Source organism: Rhizobium sp. Rhizsp82, assembly GCF_047325115.1.
GTDB lineage: Bacteria > Pseudomonadota > Alphaproteobacteria > Rhizobiales > Rhizobiaceae > Rhizobium.
Genome location: NZ_CP168570.1, coordinates 1,168,983 through 1,194,460 on the forward strand (window position 1 = coordinate 1,168,983; position 25,478 = coordinate 1,194,460).

The 25,478-nt window shown below is 61.7% G+C and carries 28 protein-coding genes and 1 pseudogene; 13 read left to right on the forward strand and 16 right to left on the reverse strand.

Annotated elements, in window-relative coordinates; all coding sequences use genetic code 11:
• Positions 1–104 precede the first annotated feature (104 nt).
• The 4 genes from ACEN84_RS10440 to ACEN84_RS10455 form a co-directional block, all read right to left on the reverse strand.
• Positions 105–473, reverse strand: a complete 369-nt coding sequence (locus ACEN84_RS10440) for a septal ring lytic transglycosylase RlpA family protein (protein ID WP_162708644.1) — start codon at positions 471–473, stop codon at positions 105–107.
• Positions 474–850: 377 nt separating this feature from the next.
• Entirely contained in the window at positions 851–1,744 is an 894-nt protein-coding gene (locus ACEN84_RS10445) for an SDR family oxidoreductase (protein WP_413710809.1), read from the reverse strand.
• On the reverse strand, positions 1,741–2,901 hold the full coding sequence (gene queG / locus ACEN84_RS10450) for a tRNA epoxyqueuosine(34) reductase QueG (RefSeq protein WP_413710810.1): 1,161 nt from the start codon (positions 2,899–2,901) through the stop codon (positions 1,741–1,743). Before queG ends, ACEN84_RS10445 begins: the two co-directional genes overlap by 4 nt.
• Before the next feature lie 12 nt (positions 2,902–2,913).
• Positions 2,914–3,606: a glutathione S-transferase family protein gene (locus ACEN84_RS10455; RefSeq protein ID WP_130279268.1), complete on the reverse strand. Its 693-nt coding sequence runs from the start codon at positions 3,604–3,606 to the stop codon at positions 2,914–2,916.
• Between the two features lie 267 nt (positions 3,607–3,873).
• Between ACEN84_RS10455 and ACEN84_RS10460 the strand changes: the two genes are divergently transcribed.
• Positions 3,874–4,671, forward strand: a complete 798-nt coding sequence (locus ACEN84_RS10460) for an undecaprenyl-diphosphate phosphatase (protein ID WP_112713881.1) — start codon at positions 3,874–3,876, stop codon at positions 4,669–4,671.
• A gap of 119 nt (positions 4,672–4,790) precedes the next feature.
• On the opposite strand, the gene ACEN84_RS10465 is transcribed toward ACEN84_RS10460, so the two are convergent.
• The 3 genes from ACEN84_RS10465 to ACEN84_RS10475 form a co-directional block, all read right to left on the reverse strand.
• On the reverse strand, positions 4,791–5,087 hold the full coding sequence (locus tag ACEN84_RS10465) for a hypothetical protein (protein ID WP_130279267.1): 297 nt from the start codon (positions 5,085–5,087) through the stop codon (positions 4,791–4,793).
• A gap of 140 nt (positions 5,088–5,227) precedes the next feature.
• Entirely contained in the window at positions 5,228–6,208 is a 981-nt protein-coding gene (locus ACEN84_RS10470; RefSeq protein ID WP_130279266.1) for a complex I NDUFA9 subunit family protein, read from the reverse strand.
• 113 nt (positions 6,209–6,321) lie between these two features.
• Entirely contained in the window at positions 6,322–6,609 is a 288-nt protein-coding gene (locus ACEN84_RS10475) for a DUF1330 domain-containing protein (RefSeq protein ID WP_112514160.1), read from the reverse strand.
• 200 nt (positions 6,610–6,809) lie between these two features.
• Between ACEN84_RS10475 and ACEN84_RS10480 the strand changes: the two genes are divergently transcribed.
• A complete protein-coding gene (locus ACEN84_RS10480) occupies positions 6,810–7,766 on the forward strand; it encodes a right-handed parallel beta-helix repeat-containing protein (protein ID WP_413710811.1) in 957 nt (318 codons plus the stop codon).
• Here ACEN84_RS10480 and pyrF read toward each other — a convergent pair.
• The 4 genes from pyrF to dnaN form a co-directional block, all read right to left on the reverse strand.
• A complete protein-coding gene (gene pyrF, locus ACEN84_RS10485; protein ID WP_413710812.1) occupies positions 7,763–8,461 on the reverse strand; it encodes an orotidine-5'-phosphate decarboxylase in 699 nt (232 codons plus the stop codon). The genes ACEN84_RS10480 and pyrF overlap by 4 nt on opposite strands.
• The gene (locus ACEN84_RS10490; RefSeq protein WP_413710813.1) at positions 8,458–9,048 is read right to left on the reverse strand and encodes a histidine phosphatase family protein; all 591 of its coding nucleotides are present in this window, start codon (positions 9,046–9,048) and stop codon (positions 8,458–8,460) included. Before ACEN84_RS10490 ends, pyrF begins: the two co-directional genes overlap by 4 nt.
• Complete coding sequence (gene pmtA / locus ACEN84_RS10495) at positions 9,048–9,641, reverse strand: phospholipid N-methyltransferase PmtA (protein WP_112713868.1); 594 nt, start codon at positions 9,639–9,641, stop codon at positions 9,048–9,050. Before pmtA ends, ACEN84_RS10490 begins: the two co-directional genes overlap by 1 nt.
• Positions 9,642–9,755: 114 nt before the next feature.
• Entirely contained in the window at positions 9,756–10,874 is a 1,119-nt protein-coding gene (dnaN, locus tag ACEN84_RS10500; RefSeq protein WP_112713866.1) for a DNA polymerase III subunit beta, read from the reverse strand.
• 245 nt (positions 10,875–11,119) lie between these two features.
• Here dnaN and rsmI point away from each other — a divergent pair, with 245 nt between their 5' ends.
• The 9 genes and pseudogenes from rsmI (at position 11,120) to ACEN84_RS10545 (ending at position 20,111) form a co-directional block, all read left to right on the forward strand.
• Positions 11,120–12,031 (forward strand): 16S rRNA (cytidine(1402)-2'-O)-methyltransferase, encoded by a 912-nt coding sequence (rsmI, locus tag ACEN84_RS10505; protein WP_413711291.1) that lies wholly within the window; start codon positions 11,120–11,122, stop codon positions 12,029–12,031.
• A complete protein-coding gene (locus ACEN84_RS10510; protein ID WP_413710814.1) occupies positions 12,031–12,399 on the forward strand; it encodes a YraN family protein in 369 nt (122 codons plus the stop codon). Before rsmI ends, ACEN84_RS10510 begins: the two co-directional genes overlap by 1 nt.
• Before the next feature lie 114 nt (positions 12,400–12,513).
• Positions 12,514–13,839, forward strand: coding sequence for a sn-glycerol-3-phosphate ABC transporter substrate-binding protein UgpB (gene ugpB, locus ACEN84_RS10515; protein WP_199626003.1), 1,326 nt, complete (start codon positions 12,514–12,516; stop codon positions 13,837–13,839).
• A 63-nt stretch (positions 13,840–13,902) separates the two neighbouring features.
• The gene (gene ugpA / locus ACEN84_RS10520) at positions 13,903–14,787 is read left to right on the forward strand and encodes a sn-glycerol-3-phosphate ABC transporter permease UgpA (RefSeq protein ID WP_413710815.1); all 885 of its coding nucleotides are present in this window, start codon (positions 13,903–13,905) and stop codon (positions 14,785–14,787) included.
• Positions 14,788–14,797: 10 nt separating this feature from the next.
• Entirely contained in the window at positions 14,798–15,646 is an 849-nt protein-coding gene (ugpE, locus tag ACEN84_RS10525) for a sn-glycerol-3-phosphate ABC transporter permease UgpE (protein ID WP_112713856.1), read from the forward strand.
• Positions 15,647–15,648: 2 nt separating this feature from the next.
• Positions 15,649–16,752, forward strand: a complete 1,104-nt coding sequence (locus ACEN84_RS10530; protein WP_413710816.1) for a sn-glycerol-3-phosphate import ATP-binding protein UgpC — start codon at positions 15,649–15,651, stop codon at positions 16,750–16,752.
• A gap of 100 nt (positions 16,753–16,852) precedes the next feature.
• Entirely contained in the window at positions 16,853–17,356 is a 504-nt protein-coding gene (locus ACEN84_RS10535) for a cupin domain-containing protein (protein ID WP_413710817.1), read from the forward strand.
• Positions 17,357–17,452: 96 nt separating this feature from the next.
• Positions 17,453–18,400 carry a glutathione synthase gene (gene gshB, locus ACEN84_RS10540; RefSeq protein WP_413710818.1) on the forward strand — a complete coding sequence of 316 codons (948 nt, stop codon included), beginning with the start codon at positions 17,453–17,455 and terminating at the stop codon, positions 18,398–18,400.
• 179 nt (positions 18,401–18,579) lie between these two features.
• Positions 18,580–20,111 (forward strand): annotated as a pseudogene (locus ACEN84_RS10545) (YifB family Mg chelatase-like AAA ATPase).
• A gap of 114 nt (positions 20,112–20,225) precedes the next feature.
• Here ACEN84_RS10545 and cysK read toward each other — a convergent pair.
• Together cysK and ACEN84_RS10555 are read right to left on the reverse strand one after the other, a co-directional pair.
• Positions 20,226–21,188: a cysteine synthase A gene (gene cysK / locus ACEN84_RS10550; protein WP_413710819.1), complete on the reverse strand. Its 963-nt coding sequence runs from the start codon at positions 21,186–21,188 to the stop codon at positions 20,226–20,228.
• Between the two features lie 132 nt (positions 21,189–21,320).
• Positions 21,321–21,938 carry a LysE family translocator gene (locus ACEN84_RS10555; protein ID WP_112713844.1) on the reverse strand — a complete coding sequence of 206 codons (618 nt, stop codon included), beginning with the start codon at positions 21,936–21,938 and terminating at the stop codon, positions 21,321–21,323.
• Positions 21,939–22,021: 83 nt separating this feature from the next.
• Here ACEN84_RS10555 and ACEN84_RS10560 point away from each other — a divergent pair, with 83 nt between their 5' ends.
• A complete protein-coding gene (locus ACEN84_RS10560; RefSeq protein ID WP_413710820.1) occupies positions 22,022–22,579 on the forward strand; it encodes a cysteine hydrolase family protein in 558 nt (185 codons plus the stop codon).
• Here the strand turns inward: ACEN84_RS10560 and ACEN84_RS10565 are convergent.
• Positions 22,569–23,465 carry a DMT family transporter gene (locus tag ACEN84_RS10565; protein WP_413710821.1) on the reverse strand — a complete coding sequence of 299 codons (897 nt, stop codon included), beginning with the start codon at positions 23,463–23,465 and terminating at the stop codon, positions 22,569–22,571. The genes ACEN84_RS10560 and ACEN84_RS10565 overlap by 11 nt on opposite strands.
• Before the next feature lie 112 nt (positions 23,466–23,577).
• Between ACEN84_RS10565 and ACEN84_RS10570 the strand changes: the two genes are divergently transcribed.
• A complete protein-coding gene (locus tag ACEN84_RS10570; RefSeq protein ID WP_112713840.1) occupies positions 23,578–24,027 on the forward strand; it encodes an Lrp/AsnC family transcriptional regulator in 450 nt (149 codons plus the stop codon).
• Here the strand turns inward: ACEN84_RS10570 and ACEN84_RS10575 are convergent, their stop codons facing one another.
• Positions 24,028–24,924: a GNAT family N-acetyltransferase gene (locus ACEN84_RS10575; RefSeq protein WP_413710822.1), complete on the reverse strand. Its 897-nt coding sequence runs from the start codon at positions 24,922–24,924 to the stop codon at positions 24,028–24,030.
• Positions 24,921–25,391, reverse strand: coding sequence for a dUTP diphosphatase (dut, locus tag ACEN84_RS10580; RefSeq protein WP_130279250.1), 471 nt, complete (start codon positions 25,389–25,391; stop codon positions 24,921–24,923). The genes ACEN84_RS10575 and dut overlap by 4 nt, the downstream gene beginning before the upstream one ends.
• Between the last annotated feature and the right edge of the window lie 87 nt (positions 25,392–25,478).

Sequence of the window (25,478 nt, forward strand, 5' to 3'; positions counted from 1 at the left end):
CGGGAAGGAAGACAGATGCAGCGGATAATTCACAAGTCTCAAGCGCGTGGTAAACGCGATTGACGGCAAGAGCAAGCGCTCAACGGCGCAAGCATATGGACGCCTTAGCGGGAGGCGACGACTTCGTAGCACACCTTGGCGGTGCCGGTGCTGACCATGCCGATGTTCTGAGCGGCAGCGCGCGACAGGTCGAGAACTCGGCCGCGGATGAACGGACCGCGATCGTTGACGCGAACGATGACGCTACGGCCATTGTTGCGGTTGGTGACCTTGAGCTTGGTGCCGAATTTCAGAGAGCGGTGTGCGGCAGTCAGGGTGGCTGGGTTCATACGTTCGCCGGAAGCAGTTTTGGAGTGCAGTGCGTACCACGAAGCACCACCACATCCAGCTGCAGCAAATCCTTCGGCAGGAAGGATGAAAGAACAGGCTGCAATTGCCGCGGCAGTGATTAGAGAACGGCTGGTTTTCCTCAAAACGGAGTATCCCTCAACTATTGAACTTGCGCCTTGGGGGCGGTGAGGGCTTGAATCCGTCCAAAAGTGGCGAAAAAGTGCCACCATCGATCACGGAATGTTACAGATTGTAATATTCGTGATTCCGCGGGCGTTAAGGTCAATAAAGTCTTGCTGCCGCAATCATGGAAAAAAGATAATAGAATCAGGTAAAATTAGAACAATTTTTCCGCGGTCGGAGTCTGCTCACGGAATGTTACGGTAATCACAAAAATAATTTTGCCGGACCGCCATATTTGTTGCCGTATTTGCGCAAATTTAGAGGCCGTTAACCATAAATCGGCGCGAAATTTTGATTGAGAAAATTCGGAAGTAGGAATTTTCTGCTCTTTGAAGGGTTATTTTGCTAATTCGGAAGTGTTAGTTTTCCAGCGCCCGTCCTGCCACATCTGGGCGAGGGACATCGGATAGTTCGGGAAGGCGAAAGCGAAGCCGGCAGCCTTCAGTTTGGCGTTGGAGACCCGCTTGTTTTCTCCATAGAACGAGCGTGCCATCGGCGTCAGTTCGGCCGTCTCGAAGGCCTGTTCTGGCGGCGGCTCGACGCCCATCAGGCGGGCCGCCTCGACGATCACATCCTGCGGCGGACCCGGAAGATCGTCGGTGACATTATAGATGCCGCCGAGCTTCTCCTTGGACAGGAACAAGGAGGAGCCGCCGATATCTTCGACACGGATCCGGTTGAAGACCTGATCCTTCTTGATCAGCCGCCGCGCCGTCCCGCGCTCCAGATTGACGAAAGCGTTGCGTCCCGGCCCGTAAATGCCGGAGAGACGCAGGATCGCTGCGGGGATGCCGAGTGCCGCGCCGGTATCGGCCCAGGCCTGCTCTGCCTCCAGCCGTTCCTTCGAGCGCCCGGAAACCGGAACGCAGACCGTATCCTCGCCAACCCAGGCACCCTTGTGATCGCCATAGACACCGACCGTCGAGAGATAGCCGATCCATTGCAGCTCCGGCAGCAGCGTCGCGAGCTCTGAACCGGCGATATTGATGAGCGGATCGCCGCTCTCGCGGGGCGCGATCGATTGCACGAGATGGGTTGCGCCGCGCATGGGCGCTGCCAGCTCGGGGCTCAGCGTCTCGCCATCGAAGATGAAGCCTTCGATACCGGCTGCGGTGAGCTGGCCGAGTTTCTCGGCGCTGCGCGTGGTTCCGCAGACATGTGCGCCTGCCGCAGCAAAGGCCTTGGCGATCGCCATTCCGGAGTAACCGCAGCCGAAGATCACCAGTTTCATGCCATTGCTCCCGCCATGCGCCATTCGTCGAGGACATCGGCGTCCTCCTCATTGGGCCTTTCTGCCGCAAGTGAAGAAAATTCGCCAGCGCTCATCAGCCGCGACAGCGCCCATATCGCCATGCCGCGAACGGCGGGTGCGGGATCGGCGCTGAGATCGCGGCAGGCGCCGATGAATGCGCGATCCCCTGAATTGCCAGCGGCGATCAGCACATTGCGGATAAAGCGGTCCCGCCCGATCCGCTTGACTGGAGAGCCGCTGAAGAATGTGCGGAATGTGGGATCATCCAGCGTCAGCAGGAAAGCGATCGACGGTTCCTTCAGGTCGTCGCGCGCCTGGAGCTTCATCTCGGATGCCGAGGCGGCAAACTTGTTCCACGGACAGGCGGCCAGGCAATCGTCGCAGCCATAGATGCGGTTGCCGATCAGCGGCCGGAATTCGGCAGCGATCGGCCCCTTGTGCTCGATCGTCAGATAGGAAATGCAGCGCCGCGCATCGATTTGATAGGGCGCCGGAAAGGCATCGGTCGGACAGGCATCGAGACAGGCTCGGCAGGAGCCACAGTGATCGCTCTCCGCCGCGTCGATATCGAGGTCGGCGGTGGTGAACATCGAGCCGAGAAACAGCCAGGATCCATGTGTGCGGCTGACGAGGTTCGTATGCTTGCCCTGCCAGCCAAGCCCGGCAGCGGCGGCGAGCGGCTTCTCCATCACCGGTGCGGTATCGACGAAGACTTTCACATCGGCACCCGACCGTGCCGCAAAGCGCGTCGCGATCTCCTTGAGACGGCCCTTGATGACGTCGTGATAATCGCGGTTGCGTGCGTAGACGGAGATCGCAGCCTTGTCCGGCTTGGCAAGGATGCCGCGCGGATCCTCGTCCGGGCCGTAGTTCAGCCCGAAAACCACGATCGAGCGCACATCGCTCCAGAGCGTGCGCGGATCGCCGCGCCTCTCCAGCGTCTCGGCCATCCATTCCATCGTGCCGTGACGTCCGGCATCGACGAATTCACCAAGCCGCGCCTTCGCTTCGGGAATGGTGTCCGGCCGGGTGACGCGACAGAGCTCGAAGCCGAGGGCAGCCGCTTCGGCGCGCACGAAAGCCGTCAGGCTTTCGCGCTTCTTTCGCTCTTTATCTTCCTCTGATCGTCCGGGCATCGAGGGCCCCCGTCAGAAATCCAGGTCGGCGTAATGGGAAACGGGCGTCAGGCCGCGAACGCGCTCGTTGAGCAGCGGCCGGAAAGACGGGCGCGACTTGATGCGCTGGTACCAGTCCTTGACGATCGGCGCTTCGGTCCATTCGATCTCGCCGAGATAGTCGAGGATCGAGATCGAGGCCGCCGCAGCAAGATCCGCATAACTCATCCGCTCGCCTGCCAGCCACTGGCGCGAACCGGCAAGCCAGGTCACGTATTTCATATGCTGGCGAATGTTGTTGCGCGCCGTGCGCAGCATTTTGGAGTCAGGTGCGCCGCCGCCCTGTTCGGCGGTCATCTGCAGCTTGTAGACCCGCTCGCGGGCCAGCGGCCGCGTCACGTCGGTCTCCATCTTCTGCATGAACCATTCGACGAGACGGCGGATTTCCGCGCGCTGGAACGGGTCTTCGGCAAGCAGCCGCCGGTCGCGCTTCAGCACACCATGGGTTTCGTCGAGATATTCGGAAATGACAGTCGCGCCGCAGAGCGCCCGCATGCTGTCGTCCACGTAGACGGGCAGCGTCCCGGCGGGATTGAGCGCCAGAAAGTCACGGCGCTTGTCCCAGGTCTGCTCTTCAACGAGATCGACCTGATAGCCGTATTCTGCAAGCACCAGCCGGATGAACCGGGAGGATGTCGACATGGGATGATGATAAAGTACTGGCATTATGAGTTTTCGGTCCGCCCGCGTTTCGGCGACATTGTGTCCTTCTCAAACTCCTAACAATTACAGTTTAAGAAAGATATAGGATTGGATGGCGGCTTCAACCGTGAAGCAGGTTTGAAGCGCCTCTAAGCGCGGCCAATGATGGATTTTTCATGACCTTTGGAGGATCCGGCCTTTTTCCGCCATCCTGATGACGAATGAGTGCCCGCTGCCGAAACCCGCGCGGATCCTGATTCGGCGGCCTGGAGTTTTAACCGGAGACCATAGATGGAATATATAAACGCGATCATCCTGGGTATTATCGAGGGGATTACGGAATTTTTGCCGATCTCCAGCACCGGCCACCTCATCATTGCCGAGCAGTGGCTCGGAGCCCGGTCCGATACGTTTAATATTGTCATTCAGGCAGGCGCCATTCTGGCAGTCACGATCATCTACTGGCGCCGCCTCGTCGATCTCGTGATCGGCTGGCGCGAACCGAAGAACCGCCGTTATGCCTCGAGGCTCATCGTCGCCTTCCTGATCACCGCCGTCCTCGGCCTGATCGTCAAGAAGCTGGGCTTCGAACTGCCCGAAAACGCCACTCCGATCGCCTGGGCGCTGATTATCGGCGGCTTCTGGATGATCTTTGCCGAATGGGCAGCCGCCAAGAAGCCTCCCTATAAGGACATCACCTGGATGGTCGCCATTCTCGTTGGCATCGCCCAGGTCGTCGCCGGCATCTTCCCGGGCACCTCGCGCTCCGGCGCAACGATCTTCGTTGCCATGCTCGCCGGAACCGCCAATCGCGCCGCCGCGACCGAATTTGCCTTCCTCGTCGGCATCCCGACCATGTATGCGGCAAGCGCCTACCAGCTGTTGAAAACCGTCAAGGATGGCGGTGCCGCCAACGAAGACTGGACTGCCCTCGGCATTGCCTTCGTCGTCTCGACGATCGTTGCCTTCATCGCCGTCAAATGGCTGCTCTCCTATATCCAGAGCAACCGCTTCACCCTCTTTGCGATCTACCGCATCATCCTCGGCGCTATCCTGCTCGGCATGGCCTATGCCGGCATGATCGCCTGAGCCTGAACGAAAAACAGCCCTTTGCCTGCGGGCAGAGGGCTGGATACCAATCTGGAAATGGAAAAGATGCTGATCCCGTGAAAGCGACGCTCATGCGCGCCGCGCGGGAATAATCCCGCTTAGTTGGGGATGCTTGCCGTCGAGCAGGGATCGACGCCGTAAGCCGGCGCACAGCCTTCCTTAACAGCCGCGACCGAACCGGGCGCGATGAAGGAGCCAGCCAGGATAACCAGTGCCGCACACGCAAAGAGAAGCGCGATTGACTTGCCCATCGGTATAAAGCCTTTCAAATCGATTGAACGCGCCTGCCAAGCCTCGTGAGCCGCTACCTGCGCGCCGGGTGTGTAGTCAGTGGAATGGCAAATAGCAATAAATGTTCCTGCTAAATGTGACGTTAATTTCACTAATTTTTTCATGCGTCTTTTATGCAACGCCAATCCGGTTCGGGGCGCAGAAAAACACGCGAAACTTGCGCCAGATTTGACACTTCGCCCAAAACACACGCGCCGCCTGTGGAAATCCTCAGGCGGCGCTTCAGTTAATGCTAACGGACGAATCAGGCGGCTTTGCCGGTTCCCGTGTACTGGCCGTGCGGGCGGTAATGCACGAGGTAGGACGGCAGAACCGAGGTTACCATCGTCGGCGTGATGCCGAGGCCCTTCAGCGTGCGCTCGTCCTTCTCAGCCTTGGCGGAGACGACGTTGTCGTATTTCAGCAGGCGAACCTGGTCCGGCGTGATCGGCGGCGAAACGAAGGGGATCAGCGAGGCGATGCTGCCGATCAGCGAAGCAATACCGGCCGGCATCGAAACCAGCGGGTTCTTGCGCGCCGTTACCTTCAGCATCGTCTGCAGACATTCGCGGAAGCTGAGGACCTCGGGGCCGCCGAGTTCGTAGATCTTGCCGGCAACGGCCTTGCCATCGACAGCGCGGGCAACGGCTTCAGCGACGTCTTCGACGTAAACCGGCTGCAGCTTGGTCGTGCCGCCGCCGATGACGGGCAGAACCGGCGAGAGGCGGGCCATGTCGGCGAACTTGTTGAAGAAGCTGTCCTCGGGTCCGAAAACGATCGACGGACGGAAGATCACGGCGTCCTTCTTGATCGAGAGTACAGCAGTTTCGGCGCGGCCCTTGCTGCGGGCATAGTGCGATTCCGACTTCTCGTCGGCACCGATCGCCGAAACGTGGACCAGACGGGCCTTCGCATTCTTGGCAGCTTCTGCTACGGCGCGGGCGCCGAAATCCTGGACGGCGTCGAAAGTGTTGCGGCCGGTTTCCAGCAGGATGCCGACGCAGTTGACGACACAGTCGGAACCCTCGACGGCGCGCTCGACCGACTGGCGGTAGCGCAGGTTTGCCTGGACGAAGGAAATCTGGCCGACATTGCCGAGCGGCTGCAGGAAGCCGGCGAGATCCGGGCGGCGAACGGCGACGCGGATGCGATAGCCGCGCTTGGCAAGCGCACGAACCACATGCCTGCCGACGAAGCCGGAGCCTCCGAACACGGTAACGAGCGGCGGCAGGTTGGCAAGGGTCATGGCAGTTTCCTCGAAAGGCTTGGGAAGGAGTGTTTGTTGGCTCCCGTATTAGCCGAATCCGGCGGCGACGGAAAGGCCCATCGCAGCCGAGTTTCGCATCTGCGAAAGCGCTTTCAGATGCCTTCGACAACCACCATTTCGGCATCCGCCACTTCCTGGCGGATCTTGGCGGCGATCTGGTATTCCGGCGAGTTGTAGCAATCGACGGCAGCCTGCATCGACGGGAACTCAATCACCACATTGCGCGCCCTCGCCTTGCCCTCGAGCTCGGTAATCGCCCCGCCACGCGCCAGGAAATTGGCGCCGTACTTCTCGAAGGCAGGCTTCGCCGCCGCGACGTAATCCTTATAGCGCTCGGCATCGCGAACATCGACGCGCGCAATCCAGTATCCCTTGGCCATGATTTTCCTCCGATTGACGTTGGCGTCTGTCTTCAGCCAAATTGGCGCAAGGGTCAATGGCGGCAACAGCGCGCGGAAGGCGCGCTGGCGGAGGTTGGGGAAGCCGAATGAAATGCAATGCCGCCATCGCACTTCACGCTGTCATGCTGGCGGCGGCGCCGTTTGCTCCATCGGCCTCCGCGGCAGCCGCGAAGGCCTGCATGCCAAAGACGGTTGCTGCGTTGAAAGCTGCCGATGGCGCTGCGAAGCCGGTCGAGATTTCCTGCAACCTGCTGCTCGATGCCGCAGACGTCATCCGCGCGCCGATCCAGCTGTCGGGCGCCGCGGCCTCCGGCACGATCGTTGATTGCGGCAGCGGCATTCTGGATGGAACGGGCTACAAGGCGCATACGCTGGCCATCAGCTCGATCCGCCGGCCGGATGGCAGCTGGGACGCGCCCCATGACATCACCATTCGCAACTGCACCATCAAAGGCGACCTTCGCATCATCGGCATGGCGGAGAATGGTCAGGGACCGTGGCTCAAGCAGTCGTCGGTCTCCGAGGGGCATACCGCTCGTGCACAAGCCGCTGCGCCCGGCAGGATCACCATCAGCAACGTGACCTTCATCGCCAATGGCCGGATACCGCTCTACGCCGGACCGGGGACGACGGGCCTCGATCTCTCTAAGTCCCAGTTCAACGGCAGCACGAGCAGCGTCGCCGTCTACTTCGATGCCGAGTCCGCTGGAAATCTCGTCGAGAACAACGTCTTCGACATCAGAACGAGGAGCCGAGAGCAGATTGCGCTCGATGGCGCGGCAAACAACCGGATCGCCGGCAATACATTCACCGATCCAGTCAATGGCGGCATCTTTCTCTACCGCAACTGCGGCGAGGGCGGAACGATCCGTCATCAGGCGCCACAGGGCAACGTGATCAGCGGCAACACCTTCCGCTATGACAAGGCGTTCGGCGCCAAGCCTGCCGTCTGGCTGGGCAGCAGGCAGGGAAACAGCCGCTATTGTTTCAACGATCCCGCCTATCCGTTTGGCAGCAGCCTGAACTCGCGGGACTTCGCGCGGCACAATTCGGTCACCGGCAACAGGCTGCCAGGCGGCAGCCCGGCTCTGATCGTCGACAACGACGCGGATAATCAGGTCTCGGGCAATCGTTAGGCGGGGAGTGCCGCATCCATTTCCGCGAGGATGACGCGGGCAGCTTCCTTGGGATCGGCAGCCTTGACGATCGGGCGGGCGACGACGAGGTGGCTGGAGCCTGCCTTCAGGGCATCGGCCGGTGTCATGACACGCTTCTGGTCGCCCTTTTCGCTGCCAGCCGGACGGATGCCCGGGGTGACGATCGCCATGTTGGGGCCGACGATCTTGCGGACGGCGGCGGATTCCTCGGCCGAGCAAACGATGCCGCCCATGCCGGCGGCGAGCGCCTGTTCGGCGCGGCGCAGCACCAGCGTATGCGGGTCGTATTCATAACCGGCTGCGATCAGGTCCTGCTCGTCCATCGAGGTCAGCACCGTGACGCCGAGCAGGCAGAGGTCGGAACCCCTGGCGGCTTCGACGGCAGCCTTCATCGCCTTCGGATAGGCGTGCAGCGTCAGCATCGACATGCCCATCTTGACGATGTTCTCGACGCCGGATGCGATGGTGTTGTCGATATCGAGGAGCTTCATGTCGAGGAAGATCTTCTTGCCGCTCTGGGCGAGCTCGCGGGCAAATTCCAGCCCGCCGGCAAACACCAGCTGGTAGCCGATCTTGTAGAAGAGGACGTCATCGCCGAGCGTCGAAACGATCTTTTCCGCTTCGCCAAGTGTCGGAACATCGAGCCCGACGATCAACCGTTCGCGTGCGTTCATTTCATCCACCCCTGCCAGCTTTCGATGGGCGTCCAGTCGCACGATAGGCGCCCGTCCGCAAGAGCGAAAGCATAGAGATTGCCGCCGCCGCCGGGCTGGTCCCGGTCGCGCCCGATCGGCCGGCCCTCGAGATGGCACTTCAGTAATGTCCCGACGCCGCCGTGGCCGACAAAGGCGATCGGCTTGCTCTGGTCATGGGCCGCGAGGATCCGATCGACGGCCGAAACGATACGCGCCTGCGCATCCCGCGCCCGCTCCCAGCCCTTGAAGCTCTCGTCCGGGTGGGCGAAAAACCAGTCGGCCGCCTGTTCGAACTGCGGCGGCGGCAGGAAGCCGGTCGCCGACCTGTCGTTTTCATGCATGCCGTGGACGATCTCGATACCGATCCCGGCCGAGGCCGCGAGTATCTCGGCGGTCTCGATCGCCTTCGTCTCGTCACTGGAGACGATCCGCTGCAGCTGCCGCGCCCAAGGGAGCGCCGCCGCCTGCCGAGCACGCGCAGCACCGGTTTCCGACAGCCCCCATTGCGGAACGGGGACATCCGGATCGATCCTGACCTGCGGGTGGGTGATATAGAGCGCGAACATCAGCCGCGGCGATAGATCCACAGCTGGGCTGGCGGGATGTTGCGGACGATGAAATCGAAATGCTGGATGTGATAGCGCTCCGGCCGGGCGATGATCGGCGAAACCGGACCGTAGGAAATCTGCACCACCGGCCGGCCGGCCGGCATGCGGTCGAGCAGGCTTTCGAGCAGCGCGATGCGCGCCTGCATCGGGAAGTTCAGAAGCGGCACGGCCGAAACGACGGAATCAAAGGTCTGGCCCTTCAGCGCGCCCAGTGTCGTGTCGAGATCGAAGGCGTCGCCGTTGATGAAGTGGACGCCGGGGTAGAGGCGGACGAGGTGATTGTAGAAGTCCGTCGAATATTCGACGGCAACCAGCCGCTCCGGCTTTACGCCGCGTCCCAGAATGGCCTTGGTGATGGCGCCGGTTCCCGGTCCAAGCTCCAGCACCGGCAGTCCGGAGTTGAGGTTGATGACGCTCGCCATCTTCTTGGCGGTGATGGAGGAGGTAGGGACGATGGAGCCGACGGTTTTCGGCCCCTGCATCATGCCCTTGAAGAAGCGAATTTCCTCATCGAACTTTTTGCCGAGCCGTTCTTTCAGCCGCAACGCCATGCCATCCTCCTCGTCAAGCAACAAACCGCTGGCTATCTAATTGCAATCATCCAGCAGTAAAACAAGACCAAACGTCGCAATCTGAAAACTTTGCCCGCCAAATGCGACGCGCGTTTACACGCGCATCGGCATCAGAACGTAGAGCGCATCATCGCCGGCCGTGTCGCGAATGAGCGTCGGCGAACCGGCATCGGCCAGCAGAAACACGGCCTGATCGCCGGAAAGCTGCGCAGTGATGTCGAGCAGATATTTGGCGTTGAAGCCGATTTCCATCGCGTCCGTGTCGTATCCGACTGCGACTTCTTCTGTCGCGCTGCCGGAGTCCGGGTTGTTGACGGTGAGCAGCAGCTGTCCTTCGGAAAGCGCCAGCTTCACGGCACGGCCGCGCTCGGAAGAAATGGTCGAGACGCGGTCGACAGCCTGCGCGAACGTCGTGCAATCGACGCGCATTTCCTTGTCGTTACCGGTCGGGATGACGCGCTGATAATCGGGGAAAGTGCCGTCGATCAGCTTCGATGTCATGACGATCGAGCCAATGCTGAGGCGGATCTTGGCGTCGGAAACTTCGACGGTGACCATCGCCTCGGGATTGTCGACCAGCTTCTGCAACTCGCCAACGGTCTTGCGCGGAATGATGATGCCCGGCATGCCCTCGGAGCCCGACGGCGCCTTGACGTCGGCACGGGCGAGACGGTGACCGTCGGTCGCAACAGCGCGCAGCTTCAGGTCGCCTTCGCTTTCGATCGTGTGGAAGAAGATGCCGTTCAGGTAATAGCGGGTCTCTTCGGTCGAGATCGCAAACTGGGTGCGATCGATCAGCATCTTGAGATCCGTTGCCTTCAGCTTGAAGGAATGCGTGAAGGTGCCGGCGGTCAGATCCGGGAAGTCGGATTGCGGCAGGCACTGCAGCGAGAATTTCGAGCGGCCGGACTGCACGGTCATCGAGCCGCCATCCGTCGATGTCGCAAGCAGAACTTCCGAGCCGTCGGGCAGCTTGCGGACGATGTCGTAAAGAAGATGGGCGGGAACGGTGGTCGCGCCGGCCTGTTCGACATTGGCGGGCGTCGCTTCCGTGACTTCGAGATCAAGGTCGGTCGCCTTCATGTCGAGGTTCTGGCCGTCGGCACGCAGCAGGATGTTGGACAGGATCGGGATCGTGTTCCGGCGTTCGACGACGCGGTGAACGTGGTTCAGCGACTTCAGGAGATTGGAACGCTCAATAGTAATACGCATGGGATGCTACCGCTTTCGACCGTGACTGTCCGGGCGCGCAGGCGCGCCAGAAAATGCCTTTCCGGCTCCATGGCCGGAGGAGTGGACGGGCAAAATGGCAGAACTTTGCCGGGCATTGCAAGGGGTGCAAGGCTTTGCGCGGCTGCAAAGGTGGTTTTACACGATGATCCTCACAGAAATCCGAACCCTTGCCGCGAACGAAGCCTGCGCGCATAAAGGGCCGACGCCAGAGAGGGCCTTTGAAATTGAGTCATGAAGAGACGGCGGGCGAGGGCGGCAAGCATCGCACCTACCGCTTGCACAATGTCAGCATACCCGCGCGCCCGCTTGAGGCGGCGCTCTATCTGGTCGCAACGCCGATCGGCAATCTCGGCGATATCACGCTTCGCGCGCTCGAAACGCTTGCCGGTGCCGATGTGCTCGCCTGCGAGGATACGCGCGTCACTCGCGTGCTGCTCGACCGCTACGGCATTCAGAACCGCCCTTTCGCCTATCACGAACATAATGCCGACGAGGCCGGGCCGCGCCTGCTGCAGGCACTGGAGGCCGGAAAGTCCGTCGCACTCGTTTCCGATGCCGGAACGCCGCTGGTTTCCGATCCGGGTTACCGTCTGGCGCAGACGGCGATCGACAGCGGGTACCGCGTCATCCCGATCCCCGGCGCCTCGGCGCCGCTCGCCGCACTCGTCGGCTCCGGCCTTCCGAACGACGCCTTCCTCTTTGCCGGATTTCTTCCCGTCAAGGACAAGGCGCGGCGCGACCGGCTCGGCGAGCTCGCGACGACCCCCGCCACGTTACTCTTCTTTGAATCGCCCCACCGCATCGGCGCGACGCTTTCGGCGGCCGCCGACGTGCTCGGCGGCGATCGCATGGCCTCCGTCTGCCGCGAGCTGACGAAGACCTACGAGGAGTTTCGCCGCGGCACGCTTGCCGATCTCGCCGCCTATTATGCCGAGAACGATAATGTGAAAGGCGAAATCGTCCTCGTCGTCGCGCCGCCAGAGGAAAAACCGGCCGACGCCGCTGACGTCGATGCGATCCTTGCCGATCTCTCCGGCACCATGCCAACGGCGAAAGCGGCAGCCGAAGCGGCGCGGCTCACCGGTCTGCCGCGCAAGGAACTCTATCAGCGCCTCCTCGACATGAAGGGCGCCTGATGAGCGATAGCGGCACGAGCGTCAGCAGACAAAAGGCGCTCCGCCGCGGACATTTCTCCGAATATGTGGCGGCGCTCTACCTGCTGATGAAGGGCTACCGCATCGCGGCTTTCCGCTATCGCACCAAGCTTGGCGAGATCGATATCATTGCCCGAAAGGGCGATCTTGCCGTTTTCGTCGAGGTCAACGCCCGGCGCGATGAGCGGGTCGCGGTCGATGCCGTTTCTTATGCGGCTCAGAAGCGCATCCGCGATGCGAGCGATCTCTGGCTCGCGCGTCAGACCAACGGCCACCTGCTATCGCAACGCTACGATATCATCGCAGTGCTTCCGGGCCGGCTGCCCCGGCATTTCCCCAATGCCTTTTAGCGGTCTTGCATAGGCGTGCATTTGTAATTTTTCTGTCATACAAATGTAAAGGAGACGTCACGGAAGGCCTCTATTGGCTTCCTCACCCCAACAATTGGTGGAGAGGATTTATCCATGTTCAAGACGTTTTCTCTGGCCGCTGCCGCGGTCGTATTGTCTTCGTCGGCATCGTTCGCCGCAACCGAGATCACCTGGTGGCACGCGATGGGTGGCGAACTCGGGCAGAAGCTCGAGCAGATCGTTCAGAAGTTCAACGACAGCCAGACCGAATATCACGTGACCCCGGTTTTCAAGGGCACCTATCCTGAGACCCTGACTGCCGCTATCGCCGCTTTCCGCGCAGGTCAGCAGCCGGCTATCGTTCAGGTCTTCGAAGTCGGCACCGGCACGATGATGGCCGCCAAGGGCGCCGTTTATCCGGTCTACAAGCTGATGGCCGATGAAGGCGAGCCGTGGGATCCGTCGAAGTTCATCGCTCCCGTCGTCGGTTACTATTCCGACCCGGAAGGCAACATCCTCTCCTTCCCGTTCAACTCCTCGACGCCGATCCTCTATTACAATAAGGACGTCTTCAAGAAGGCTGGCCTTGATCCGGAAGTCGCTCCGAAGACCTATGCCGAACTGGCAGAATTCTCCAAGAAGATCGTGGATTCCGGCGCTGCCAAGTGCGGCTTTACCATCACCTATGCTGCAACCTGGCTCGGCCTCGAAAACTTCTCGGCCATCCATGACCTGCCGTACGGCACGCTGCAGAACGGCTTCGGCGGCACCAAGGCTGAACTCAGCTTCAACGGCCCGAACCAGGCTCGTCTCTGGACCGACCTGAAGAAGTGGCAGGATGCCGGTTACTTCCAGTACGGCGGCCCGGGCGGCGGCCCCGATGCAGCTCCGAAGTTCTACTCGCAGGAATGCGCCATCTACATGGGCTCCTCGGGCTCGCGCGCTGGCGTCATCAACAACGCCAAGGCCTTCCAGGTCGGCTTCTCGACGCTGCCCTACTACGACGACGTCACCAAGGATCCGAAGAACTCGATCATCGGCGGCGCGACGCTCTGGACGTTGAACGGCCAGAAGCCGGAAGTCTACAAGGGCGTTGCCAAGTTCTACACCTACCTCAGCCAGCCGGAAGTTCAGGCTGATTGGCACCAGTTCTCTGGCTACCTGCCGATCACCACTGCTGCTTACGACCTCGGCAAGTCGCAGGGTTACTACGAAAAGAACCCGGGCTCTGACGTTGGCCTGAAGCAGATCCTGCGCGGCACGCCGTCCGACAATTCCAAGGGCGTTCGTTTCGGCAACCTGACGCAGATCCGTGACGTCATCGACCAGCAGTTCGAAACCGTGCTGTCCGGCAAGCAGACCGCCCAGCAGGCGCTCGACGAAGCCGTCAAGGAAGGCAACGCCATCCTGCGCGAATTCGAAGAAGCAAACTCGAACTAAGCTTTCGAGGCTGAAGCCAAGCCCTCCCCGCTCCGGGGAGGGCCTTTCCATATCGGGCGAGCCATGCAGACAAAGCGCACAATCTTCTCGAACCGCGTCCTGCCATATTTCCTTCTGGCGCCGCAGCTCGCAGTCACGTTGGTCTTCTTCATCTGGCCGGCTTTCCAGGCCTTTCGCCAGTCATTCCTGCGCGAAGATCCATTCGGCATGAAGACCACCTTCGTCTGGTTCGCCAACTACACGAAGCTCTTCGGCAGCAGCGATTACATGAACGCGCTCTGGGTGACGCTGATCTTCTCGGTCTCCGTCACCGTTCTGTCGATGGGCGTGTCGCTGCTTTTCGCCGTCTGCGTCAATCGCGTGCTGAAGAGCGGCCGCATCTATACGACGCTGCTCGTCTGGCCCTATGCGGTGGCGCCGGCAGCCGCCGGTCTGCTCTGGTGGTTCATGTTCAACCCCAGCATCGGCATTCTGCCCTATATCCTTCGCCACTTCGGCTATGACTGGAACCACCGCCTCGATGGCGATGACGCGATGATCCTCATCGTCATCGCCTCGGCGTGGAAGCAGATCTCCTACAATTTCCTCTTCTTCGTCGCCGGCCTGCAATCCGTCCCGCAGTCGGTGATCGAGGCCGCGTCGATCGATGGCGCCGGTCCGTTCAAGCGCTTCTGGACGGTGGTCTTCCCGCTGATTTCGCCGACGACGTTCTTCCTGGCCGTCATCAACGTCACCTACGCGCTGTTCGACACCTTCCCGATCGTCGACTCCACGACCTCTGGCGGCCCGTCGCAATCGACGAACACGCTTGTTTACAAGGTCTATGCCGATGGCTTCGTCGGGCTGAACCTTGGCCCTTCGGCCGCGCAGTCCGTCGTGCTGATGCTGATCGTCGTCGTCCTCACCGTCGTCCAGTTCCGCTGGATCGAGAAAAAAGTACAGTATTGAGGCCCGAGCGATGATCGAGAACCGCCCCTTTCTGAACGTCCTCACGCACTTCATCCTGATCGTCGGCGTCGTCACGGTGGTCTTCCCTGTCTACCTCGCCTTCATCGCCGCCACCCATGGTCCGACCGACTTCATGAGCGGCCTCACCCCGTTGCTTCCGGGCGATCAGCTGGTTGCCAATTTCGACCAGCTGCTGAGCGCCGGCAATTCGGTGGCCGGTGCGCCGCCTTTCGCGTTGATGCTGGCAAACAGCCTGCTGATGGCCGTGCTGATCGCCGTCGGCAAGATCGCCATCTCGATCATCTCCGCCTTTGCGATCGTCTATTTCCGCTTCCCGCTGCGCATGGTCGCTTTCTGGATCATCTTCCTGACGCTGATGCTGCCGGTCGAAGTTCGCATCCTGCCGACCTATAAGGTTGTCGCCGACCTCGGCATGCTGAATTCCTATCCGGGCCTCGTCATCCCGCTGATCGCCTCGGCGACGGCAACCTTCCTGTTCCGTCAATTCTTCCTGACGATCCCGGAAGAGCTGATGGAAGCGGCTCGCGTCGATGGCGCAGGCGCCATGAAATTCTTCAGGGATATCCTGCTGCCGCTGTCGCGCACCAATATCGCGGCGCTGTTCATCATCCTCTTCATCTATGGCTGGAACCAGTATCTCTGGCCGATGCTGATCACCACCGATCCCGGCTATTACACCGCGGTCATGGGCATCAAGCGTCTGGCCTCGGTACTGGACGGCGACACCCAATGGAACCTCGTCATGGCAGGCGTCATTCTCGCCGCCCTGCCGCCGGTCCTCATCATCATCGTCATGCAGCGCCTTTTCGTCAAAGGCCTGGTCGAAACGGAGAAGTGACAATGGCCTCTATCGATGTAGAAGGTGTCGGCAAGATCTATCAGGGCGGCGTCAAGGCCGTTTCGGATGTCGGCATCAACATCCGCGATGGCGAGTTCATCGTCCTCGTCGGCCCGTCCGGCTGTGGCAAGTCCACGCTGTTGCGCATGATCGCCGGTCTCGAGAGCATCTCCGAAGGACAGGTGAAAATCGGCAACCGCGTCGTCAACAATGTCGAACCTGCCGATCGCGACATTGCCATGGTCTTCCAGAACTATGCGCTTTATCCGCATATGTCGGTGCGCCAGAACCTCGAATACGGCCTGAAGAACCGTGGGACGCCGCGGGCGGAGATCGATGCCCGCGTCGCCGAAGCCGCCCGCATGCTGCAGATTGAGCAGTATCTCGAGCGCAAGCCGAAGGCTCTCTCCGGCGGCCAGCGCCAGCGTGTTGCCATGGGCCGCGCCATCGTCCGCAAGCCCGCTGTCTTCCTCTTCGATGAACCGCTGTCCAACCTCGATGCGAAGCTGCGCGTCTCCATGCGCGGCGAGATCAAGCGCCTGCAGCGCCGTCTCGGCACGACGTCGATCTACGTCACCCACGACCAGCTGGAAGCAATGACGCTGGCGGACCGCCTCGTCGTTCTGAACGGTGGCCATATCGAGCAGATTGGCGCGCCGCTCGAAGTCTATCACACGCCCGCCTCGACCTTTGTCGCCAGCTTCATCGGCTCTCCCGCCATGAACCTGCTGAAGGGCGAGCTGCATGGCGACAAGCTGGCGATCGGCCCGAGCCTGATCGATCTCGCAGGCAATGCGCCGACATCCGGCCCGGTCACCATCGGCATGCGTGCCGAAGATCTGCGCCTCGCCAAGCCGGATGAATACGCCATGCCGCTCGCCGTCGAATATGTCGAAGAGCTCGGTTCGCAGCGTCTCGTCCACGGCCTGCTCGGCGACCAGCAGCTGACCGCGGTCGTCTCGCCGGAAACGCCGATGACCGCAGAAATGCGCTTCGTCATCGCGCCCGAGAAGCTGCATTTCTTCGCGGCTGACACCGGCAAGCGGATCGGCAGTGGTGCGGCGCAGGCATCGAATGCGGCGGTTACGGCCGAAGCGGTCCGATAGGCATCGGCAGGATCTGTTAAAATTTTAGCAGCCGCTTGAACGCCTCTCTTACGACTCCTCTGTTATTGCCCGAACATCGGGGTAGTAAACGGGGTGTTTCATGGCCTGGAAGCTTATGCTTGCAAGTGCGGTCGCGATGGCTGCGCGCACTGTGCCGTATGCCGTGGCGATGCCGCGCGGCAAGTCCTTCATCGCGCATTCGAGCGATCACCTGCCGATGAAATCGACGCCGATCAATCCTGACTGGATCGTCAGCGGCGACCCGCAGGCGCGCACCGCCGAGCATTCCCGCGGCCATGACGAAGCCTCGCTGACGGCGATCTGGGACTGCACGGCAGGCGAATTCCGCTGGTTCTTCGGCTGGGACGAAACGGTGATGATCCTCGAAGGCGAAGTGCATATCACCGCCGAGGACGGCACCGAGCGCATGCTGCGCGCCGGCGATGTCGCTTTCTTTGCCGGTGGCACCTGGGCAAGCTGGCGTGTCGACACCTATGTCCGCAAGGTCGCCTTCCTGCGCAAGCCTTTCCCGAAGCCGGTCGCGCTCGCCTATCGTCTTCGCAACATGCTGCGCAATAGCGGCCAGCAGGGCCTCGCCGCTTGAAAAATCCTTGATGGCGATGCTGCGAAGTCCTTGATTGACCGTTGCGTTCGACCCTCTTGCGACCTACATCTGTCCGGCATTCAGTGAGGGACGGAAATGGCCAAGATCAAGAACGTAGCGGTCCAGATGGACCATGTTTCGGGCATCAACATTGCAGGCGATTCCACCTTCGCCATGAGCCTTGAGGCGCAGACCCGGGGCTACAAGCTCTTCCACTATACGCCCGATCGCCTGAGCTTCCGCGACGGCCAGCTCTTCGCCTCGGTCGAGCCGATGATCCTGCGCGACGTCAAGGGCGATCATTTCGAGCTCGGCGCGCCCGAGCGTATCGATCTCTCGACCATGGATGTCGTCCTGCTCCGCCAGGATCCGCCCTTCGACATGTCCTACATCACCTCGACCCATCTTCTCGAGCGCATCCATCCGAAAACGCTCGTCGTCAACGATCCGGCCTGGGTCCGCAATTCGCCTGAGAAGATCTTCGTCACCGAATTCGCCGACCTGATGCCGAAGACGCTGATCACCAAGGACGCCGCCGAAATCCGCCGCTTCCGCGACGAGATGGGCGATATCATCCTGAAGCCGCTCTACGGCAATGGCGGCGCCGGCGTCTTCCATTCGACCAAGGACGACCGCAACCTTTCCTCCCTGCTCGAAATGTTCGGCCAGCTCTTCCGCGAGCCCTTCATCGCCCAGCAGTACCTGCCTGACGTGCGCAAGGGCGACAAGCGCATCATCCTCGTCGATGGCGAACCCGTTGGCGCGATCAACCGCGTCCCGGCAGAGCACGACAGCCGCTCGAACATGCATGTCGGCGGCCGCGCCGAGGCGACCGAACTGACCGCGCGCGAGCAGGAAATCTGCAAGCGTATTGGCCCGGCCCTACGCGAACGCGGCTTCCTGCTCGTCGGCATCGATGTCATCGGTGACTACATGACAGAGATCAACGTGACCTCTCCGACCGGCATCCGCGAGGTCAAGAAGTTCGGCGGTGCCGATATCGCCAGCCTCCTCTGGGATGCGATCGAGCGCAAGCGCGCCTGATTTTTCAGGACTTTTGTTCTCATTTGAGGGTCTGATACAACCCGCTGCAACCTGAGTGCAGCGGGGACGTGAATCTGTTCATTTATTGTTCTTGTTTTATTCTATTTACTATGCCAGATTGCAATCCGCGGCCATGAAGGGTCGCAATACGCGATGTAGTTGGTTGCGGGGGCAGGGGCATGGTCGCACGCGTCAGTACGGTTGCATTCCACGGCATTGAAGGCGTTCCGGTCGAGGTCCAGGTGATGGTCGCTCCCGGCAAGATCGGCATGCAGATCGTCGGGCTTCCCGACAAGGCGGTTGCGGAAGCCGCGAGCGGGTGCAGGCAGCGCTCCACGCATCGGGACTGGCACTTCCGGCAAAGCGGGTCACCGTCAATCTCGCGCCCGCCGATCTTCCCAAGGAAGGCTCGCATATCGATCTTCCGATCGCGCTCGGCCTTATGGCCGCTCTCGGCGCCATCCCGGCGGATGCGCTCTCGGATTATGTCGTCCTGGGTGAACTCAATCTCGATGGCACGATCGCGCCCGTCGCCGGTGCGCTGCCGGCGGCGATCGGCGCCAATGCGCTCGGCAAGGGGCTGATCTGCCCGGCTGAAAGCGGCCCGGAAGCCGCCTGGGCCGGAACGCAGCTCGATATCCTCGCGCCGCGAAGCCTCATCGCGCTCGCCAACCATTTCCGCGGCACGCAGGTTCTGTCGCGGCCGGAGCCATCGATCCGCGCCAATGCCGCAAACCTTCCCGATCTCGCCGACATCAAGGGCCAGGAAAGCGCCAAGCGCGCACTGGAGGTGGCGGCCGCCGGCAGCCATAACCTGCTGATGGTTGGCCCGCCCGGTTCCGGCAAGTCGATGCTTGCCGCCCGTCTGCCCTCCATCCTGCCGCCGTTGTCGGCAGCCGAGCTGCTCGAAGTGTCGATGATCCATTCGATCGCCGGTCAGCTCTCCGGCGGCAAGCTTTCGGACCGGCGGCCGTTCCGCACCCCGCACCATTCGGCAACGATGGCCGCCATGGTCGGCGGCGGGCTCCGCGCCCGTCCCGGCGAGGCGTCGCTCGCCCATCACGGCATTCTCTTTCTCGACGAGTTCCCGGAATTCTCGCCGCAGGCGCTCGACGCCCTGCGCCAGCCACTGGAAACCGGAGAATGCATCATCGCCCGCGCCAATCACCGCGTGACCTATCCCGCCAACATCCAGCTGGTCGCCGCCATGAACCCTTGCCGCTGTGGTATGGCGGGCGAGCCTGGCCATAGCTGCGCCCGCGGTCCCCGTTGCCAGGCCGATTATCAGGCCCGTATCTCGGGTCCTCTCATGGACCGCATTGATATCCGCATCGACGTCCCGGCCGTTTCCGCAGCAGACCTGATCCGCCCGATGCCGGCCGAGGCAAGCAGCACGATCGCCGCCCGCGTCGCCCGCGCCCGCGAACTGCAGGCCGACCGCTTCATCGCTGCAGGTCTCAATACCATCACCACCAACGCCCGCTGCTCGACAGCATTGATCGAGAAATATGCCGAGCCGGATGCCGGAGGGCTCCAGCTGTTGCGCGATGCCGCCGAGAAGATGCGCTTCTCCGCCCGCGGCTATCATCGGGTCCTGAAAGTGGCGCGCACACTCGCCGATCTCGACGGCAAGGCAACTGTCGGCCGCATCCATCTCGCCGAAGCGATTTCCTATCGCATCGCAGGAGAACGGCTGACCGCGGCAGCATGAAAGAGCGAATAGTTTGTAGCGAATAGCGAATAGAAAAAGAAAAGCTTGCCAGACGGTGACGCCGAGCAAGCTTCGCTATTCGCTATTCGCTATTCGCTATTCGCTATTCGCTGATCAGCCCCCAAGCCCATCGAACAGCGCCGTCGACAGATAGCGCTCGGCGAAGGACGGGATGATCACCACGATGTTCTTGCCGGCGTTTTCTTCGCGGCTTCCCACCTTGATGGCTGCGGCAAGTGCCGCACCCGAGGAGATGCCGACCGGCACGCCTTCGATCTTTGCGACGAGCCGGGCGGTTTCCATCGCCAGTGCGCTGTTGACGGTGACGACCTCGTCGTAGATCTTGGTGTCGAGGATCGCAGGCGCAAAGCCGGCGCCGATGCCCTGGATTTTGTGCGGGCCTGGCTGGCCGCCGGAGAGAACCGGGGATTCTTCCGGCTCGACGGCGATCACCTTGATGCTGGCCTTCTTCGACTTCAGCACCTGTCCTGCACCGGTGATCGTGCCGCCGGTGCCGATGCCGGAAACGAGAATATCGACGCTGCCGTCGGTATCGTTCCAGATTTCCTCGGCCGTCGTCTTGCGGTGGATCTCGGGGTTGGCAGGGTTTTCGAACTGCTGCGGAATGATCGCGTCAGGCAGCGTCGCGGCCAGTTCCTCGGCCTTGGCGATCGCGCCCTTCATGCCCTTCGGTCCCTCGGTCAACACCAGCTCGGCGCCGAGCAGCGCCAGCATCTTGCGGCGCTCGACCGACATCGTCTCCGGCATGGTCAGGATCAGCTTGTAGCCCTTGGCGGCAGCCGCGAAGGCAAGCGCAATACCGGTATTGCCGGAGGTCGGCTCGACGAGCGTCGTCTTGCCGGGCGAAATCTTGCCCTGCGCTTCCAGGCTCTCGATCATCGCTACGCCGATACGGTCCTTGACGGAAGCGATCGGGTTGAAGAACTCGAGCTTCGCCAGAAGGTTGGCCTTGACGCCTTTTTCCTTGGCGAGCTTGTCGAGGCGCACGATCGGCGTATCGCCGATGGTCTCGGTGATGGACGAATAGATGCGGCCGCGGCCCGGTTTCTTCGACATGCGTGCTCTCCCTTTAAGTGTGTTGCCGAGAGAATAGGGTCAAAGGCGGATGGAAGCCAGACTGAGCCCTCCGCCACGACGGCATGAAGGAGAAAAAATCCTTTTAAAACCGCCGTTTGACGAACGAATTTTTCAGGCTGCGCGAGTGGCGATGAAGGCTGCCGTGCCCGCCAGAATGCCGGCCGCCGTCCGGTTCAGCGCCTGCAATGCGCGCGGCTGCTTCAGCATGCTGCGGGCGCGGGTTGCAAGCAGCATGTAGGGGATCAGAACACTCAGGAGCACGATGAAGGTGGCTGTCAGCAGCAATCCATATTCGCGCAGGCCGATCGCATGGATGTCGATCAGCGTCGGCACCAGCGCCACGTAGAACAGCATCGTCTTCGGATTCCCGAGCGTTACCAGCAGGCCCGAAAGAAACGACATGCCGACGCTGCTCGATTTGCGCGCCGCGATATCCTGCGGCAGCAGCCCCGATGTCCAAAGCTTGTAGGCGATGTAGCAGAGATAGATTACGCCCGCGAACTTGATGACGAGAAAGATCTCGGTGAAGGTCTGCGCCACGAATGCGAGGCCGAGAATGACCGCCGTCAGATAGGTCATGTCGCCCAGCACCAGGCCGAGACCCATGAAGAAGGTCTCGCGAAAATTCGAGCCGAGTGCCCGCGCGACGATCGCCGTGATACCCGGCCCCGGAATGGCGGCTGCGATGAACAATGCGCCGCTATAGGCAATGAGCGCTGCGATCGTCATTTGTCTCTCCCTCGTTGCCGCCTATTTACGACCGTGCGAAATCGCTTTCAAGCAACTTCGAAAATGAATTCATGGGGAATGACATGACCAAGGCCTTGCTGCTGATCGATATCCAGAATGCCGTGCTCGAAGGCATGGGTGCTGACGACCGCGTGCCGGTGATCCAGCAGGCCTATGACGGCGTGACCAAGCGGCTGGCAGCGGTGCTCGGCAAAGCCCGGTCGGAAACCGTCCCCGTCATCATCGTCCAGCATGACGAGGCCGAGGGCGACCCCATCGCCAGGGGCAGCAAGGGCTGGGAAATCAGGGCGGAAGTGGCGCCCTTGCCGGGCGAACTGCTGATCAACAAGGAGGCCTGCGACGCCTTCTTCGAAACGCCGCTTGAGGCGGAGCTGCGCGGTCGCGGCATCACCCATCTCGTCATCGGCGGCTGCGTCACGCCCTTCTGCATCGATACATCGGTGCGCCGCGCCGTCTCGCTCGGCTTCGATGTCACGCTGATATCGGACGGCCATATGAGCGGTGACAACGGCGTGCTCGGCTTCGAGCAGATCATCGCGCATCACAATGCCGTACTCGGCGGCTTCGGCGCCGGCGCGCATGGCGTCAGGCTGTCGAAAGCCGCCGATATCAGCTTCTGACCACACGCAGGAAGCGCCCCGGCGTCCAGCCAAGATTCATACCGGCGGCTGCGAGAAGGATGATCGCCGCACCGACCACCTGCAGCGGCTGCAGCGCGTGGCCGAAGGCAATGCGGTCGACGGCGATCGCCGCGATCGGATAGATGAAGGACAGCGCGCCCGTCAGATGCGTCGGCAGCTTCTGGATCGCGCCGTAGAGCAGCACATACATCAGCCCCGTATGAACGACGCCCATGGTGACCAGCAGCGACCAGGTTGCAGGTGTCGCCGGCATGGCGGAGAAGTCCGCGAAAGGCGCCAGCATCAGAATGCCGGTCGAAACCTGGATGAGCGCGATCAGATGCGGCGGCGTGCCCTTCAGCCATTTGGCGGCCAGCGCTGCCAGCGCGTAGAAGAAGGCGGCCCCGAGCGCCAGCGCGACCCCCAGGCCGTAGCTGCCGCTGACGGCACCGCTATCCGGCTTCGCCTCGACGATCGCCATCATGCCCGCGAAGGCAAGCCCCAGCCAGAAAAGTTTGGTGCCGGTGATCTTTTCGCCGAGAAAGGCCGCGCCTAGCGCCAGCAGCATGAAAGGCTGGGTGTTGTAGACCGTCGTGGCGATCGAAATCGACGCATGCGAATAGGAGGCAAACAGCAGCAGCCAGTTCAGCACGATGGCGACGCCGCCGAAGACGGCGATACCGAAGCTTTTCAGCGACAGAAGCCGCGGATTGAGAAGTCCGAGCACCGCGCAGATAATGAGCAGGGTGATTGCCCCGAACAGGCAACGCCAGAACACGACATTGCCGACCGCCTGGCCCGACATCACGACGAACCAGCCGATGCTGCCTGAAATCAGCATCGCCGCCGTCATTTCCGCACTTCCGCGCCTGATCTCGCTCTGCATCGAAACTCTCCCTTGATGGAAACGGAGATTATTGCGCAACCAGAGCCGTCTCTATATCGTGCGACGCAAAAGGGAAGCATTTGGCCTAATAAATTTAGGCGAAAGGGGCTATGTGGCTAATTCTGATAGAATAGACGAAACGGACCAGAAGCTGCTGGATGCGCTCGCCGTCAATTCCCGCCTGTCCCTGAAAGAACTCGCCCAGGCGGCCGGCATGTCCTCGCCGAGCGCGGCCGAGCGTCTGCGGCGCCTGGAGGAGCGCGGCATCATCCGGGCCTTCACCATCGACATCGATCCGGCCGCACTTGGCTACCCCCTGCAGGCGATCGTCCGCGTCCGCCCGCTTCCAGGCCAGCTGCACATCGTCGAGAAGCTCATCCAGGAGATTCCCGAATTCATCGAATGCGACAAGGTGACGGGCGACGATTGCTTTATCGCCCGGCTGGTCGTGCGCTCGATGGGGGAGCTGGACGGCATCCTCGACAAGATCGCGGAACGCGCGGAGACCAACACGTCGATGATCAAGTCATCGCCGGTCAAGCGCCGCCTGCCGCCGGTCTGATCAGAAATCCGCCATCGGCGAAAGCATGGCCGGCGCATCCAGCGCCAGACCGTCCAGGCCGCGGATCATGAAATGTGTCCCATGCGCCGAAACCGGCGTGGGCTCGCCATTCCAGCCAAGCTTGTCGGGGCGGAAGAATACTTCCACCCGGTCAGGCCGAACACCGAGGCCGCCCAGAATGGCGGCCAGCGGCGGAATCGATGCGGCGAGCACGTCGAGCAGGATCAATGTCCCGCCATCGAGCTTCCAGGCGATAACGGTCGACAGCTGCTCTATGAAGGTGAGCCTCATATCGGGGTCGAGCTGTGTATTGATCAGGAACATCGCCGGACTTGAGACCACGGCAAGCGTACCGGAGACCGGCTCGCGCCGTACCAGCAGGTCCTGCAGCAAAGCGAGATCATCCGCTTTGCGCGGATCGATCGACCGGCCCTGCGTTGCGAAAACAGGCGTCGGCGCATCGCCGCTGAAGCTGTGCATCGGCAACGTTCGGAAGCCATAGGGCTCATAGAGCGCCGGCTTGTCGGTATAGAGCACGATGGCCTCGAAGCCTTGCGCTGCGCACCAGTCGAGCGCCTTCGTCGTCACATCGCGATAAAGGCCGCGCCCGCGCCAAGGCGGCCGCACCGCGCCGGATTGCAGACCGGCCGCATTGATCCGGCGGCCGTTTATCAAGAGAGGCATGGCGAAGGCCGAGAGATTGGCGGCCAGCGTCCCGTCCCCGGCAAACCAGCCGAACGGCATGCTTGTCGCATCCGGCCCGCCGAGCTGCATCAACGGCCCGATGTCGATGCCGAACGTGTCATGGAGAAGCGAAACCAGCGCCTGCCAAGCTGCGTGGTCGGCAAAATAATCCTGCCGGAAAGTGAGGCCCGTCGTGTCCGCTGCCGCGCTCATACGCCGGTGGAGCCGAAGCCACCCGCGCCGCGCGCCGTGGCGCTCGTCTCGGTGATCTCGGCAACGCGCACCTGGGTAACGGGCGCAATCACCATCTGGGCGATGCGCATGCCACGGCTGATCTCGAAAGGCTCTTCGCCGAGATTGATCAGCAGTACCTTCACCTCGCCGCGGTAATCGCTGTCGATGGTGCCGGGCGTGTTGAGGCAGGTGATACCGTTCTTGAAGGCAAGCCCGGAACGCGGGCGGATCTGCGCCTCGAAACCGTCGGGCACTTCGAAGATGAATCCGGTCGGCACAAGCGCGCGCTTGCCCGGCGCCAGCGTCATCGGTGCGCCCTCATCGACGGCCGCGCGCAGGTCCATACCGGCTGCCCCCGATGTTTCGTAGGAGGGCAGGTCCAATCCTTCGCCATTTGCCAGGCGGACGAGGTTGAGCTTCGGGCGGAGGTCGCTTTGGATGTTCATGGGGGCATTACTTTGCGTCCGGCCGCCGAAGGTCAATTGCAAAGCCCGGCCTAAATCGCTAGATAGCCCGCAATTCCACAGGATTCA

What these genes read in the sequence shown, in the direction of transcription:
- ACEN84_RS10445 (WP_413710809.1), bottom strand. Translation starts at nt 1,744, where the DNA reads ATGAAACTGGTGATCTTCGGCTGCGGTTACTCCGGAATGGCGATCGCC.
- queG (WP_413710810.1), bottom strand. Translation starts at nt 2,901, where the DNA reads ATGCCCGGACGATCAGAGGAAGATAAAGAGCGAAAGAAGCGCGAAAGC.
- ACEN84_RS10535 (WP_413710817.1), top strand. Translation starts at nt 16,853, where the DNA reads ATGGCCTGGAAGCTTATGCTTGCAAGTGCGGTCGCGATGGCTGCGCGC.
- ACEN84_RS10565 (WP_413710821.1), bottom strand. Translation starts at nt 23,465, where the DNA reads ATGCAGAGCGAGATCAGGCGCGGAAGTGCGGAAATGACGGCGGCGATG.
- ACEN84_RS10530 (WP_413710816.1), top strand. Translation starts at nt 15,649, where the DNA reads ATGGCCTCTATCGATGTAGAAGGTGTCGGCAAGATCTATCAGGGCGGC.
- ugpB (WP_199626003.1), top strand. Translation starts at nt 12,514, where the DNA reads ATGTTCAAGACGTTTTCTCTGGCCGCTGCCGCGGTCGTATTGTCTTCG.
- ACEN84_RS10470 (WP_130279266.1), bottom strand. Translation starts at nt 6,208, where the DNA reads ATGACCCTTGCCAACCTGCCGCCGCTCGTTACCGTGTTCGGAGGCTCC.
- gshB (WP_413710818.1), top strand. Translation starts at nt 17,453, where the DNA reads ATGGCCAAGATCAAGAACGTAGCGGTCCAGATGGACCATGTTTCGGGC.
- ACEN84_RS10560 (WP_413710820.1), top strand. Translation starts at nt 22,022, where the DNA reads ATGACCAAGGCCTTGCTGCTGATCGATATCCAGAATGCCGTGCTCGAA.
- dut (WP_130279250.1), bottom strand. Translation starts at nt 25,391, where the DNA reads ATGAACATCCAAAGCGACCTCCGCCCGAAGCTCAACCTCGTCCGCCTG.
- cysK (WP_413710819.1), bottom strand. Translation starts at nt 21,188, where the DNA reads ATGTCGAAGAAACCGGGCCGCGGCCGCATCTATTCGTCCATCACCGAG.
- ACEN84_RS10510 (WP_413710814.1), top strand. Translation starts at nt 12,031, where the DNA reads ATGAGCGATAGCGGCACGAGCGTCAGCAGACAAAAGGCGCTCCGCCGC.
- ACEN84_RS10460 (WP_112713881.1), top strand. Translation starts at nt 3,874, where the DNA reads ATGGAATATATAAACGCGATCATCCTGGGTATTATCGAGGGGATTACG.
- pyrF (WP_413710812.1), bottom strand. Translation starts at nt 8,461, where the DNA reads ATGAACGCACGCGAACGGTTGATCGTCGGGCTCGATGTTCCGACACTT.
- ACEN84_RS10480 (WP_413710811.1), top strand. Translation starts at nt 6,810, where the DNA reads ATGCCAAAGACGGTTGCTGCGTTGAAAGCTGCCGATGGCGCTGCGAAG.
- dnaN (WP_112713866.1), bottom strand. Translation starts at nt 10,874, where the DNA reads ATGCGTATTACTATTGAGCGTTCCAATCTCCTGAAGTCGCTGAACCAC.
- pmtA (WP_112713868.1), bottom strand. Translation starts at nt 9,641, where the DNA reads ATGGCGTTGCGGCTGAAAGAACGGCTCGGCAAAAAGTTCGATGAGGAA.
- ugpA (WP_413710815.1), top strand. Translation starts at nt 13,903, where the DNA reads ATGCAGACAAAGCGCACAATCTTCTCGAACCGCGTCCTGCCATATTTC.
- ugpE (WP_112713856.1), top strand. Translation starts at nt 14,798, where the DNA reads ATGATCGAGAACCGCCCCTTTCTGAACGTCCTCACGCACTTCATCCTG.
- ACEN84_RS10490 (WP_413710813.1), bottom strand. Translation starts at nt 9,048, where the DNA reads ATGTTCGCGCTCTATATCACCCACCCGCAGGTCAGGATCGATCCGGAT.
- ACEN84_RS10555 (WP_112713844.1), bottom strand. Translation starts at nt 21,938, where the DNA reads ATGACGATCGCAGCGCTCATTGCCTATAGCGGCGCATTGTTCATCGCA.
- ACEN84_RS10455 (WP_130279268.1), bottom strand. Translation starts at nt 3,606, where the DNA reads ATGCCAGTACTTTATCATCATCCCATGTCGACATCCTCCCGGTTCATC.
- ACEN84_RS10465 (WP_130279267.1), bottom strand. Translation starts at nt 5,087, where the DNA reads ATGAAAAAATTAGTGAAATTAACGTCACATTTAGCAGGAACATTTATT.
- ACEN84_RS10475 (WP_112514160.1), bottom strand. Translation starts at nt 6,609, where the DNA reads ATGGCCAAGGGATACTGGATTGCGCGCGTCGATGTTCGCGATGCCGAG.
- ACEN84_RS10575 (WP_413710822.1), bottom strand. Translation starts at nt 24,924, where the DNA reads ATGAGCGCGGCAGCGGACACGACGGGCCTCACTTTCCGGCAGGATTAT.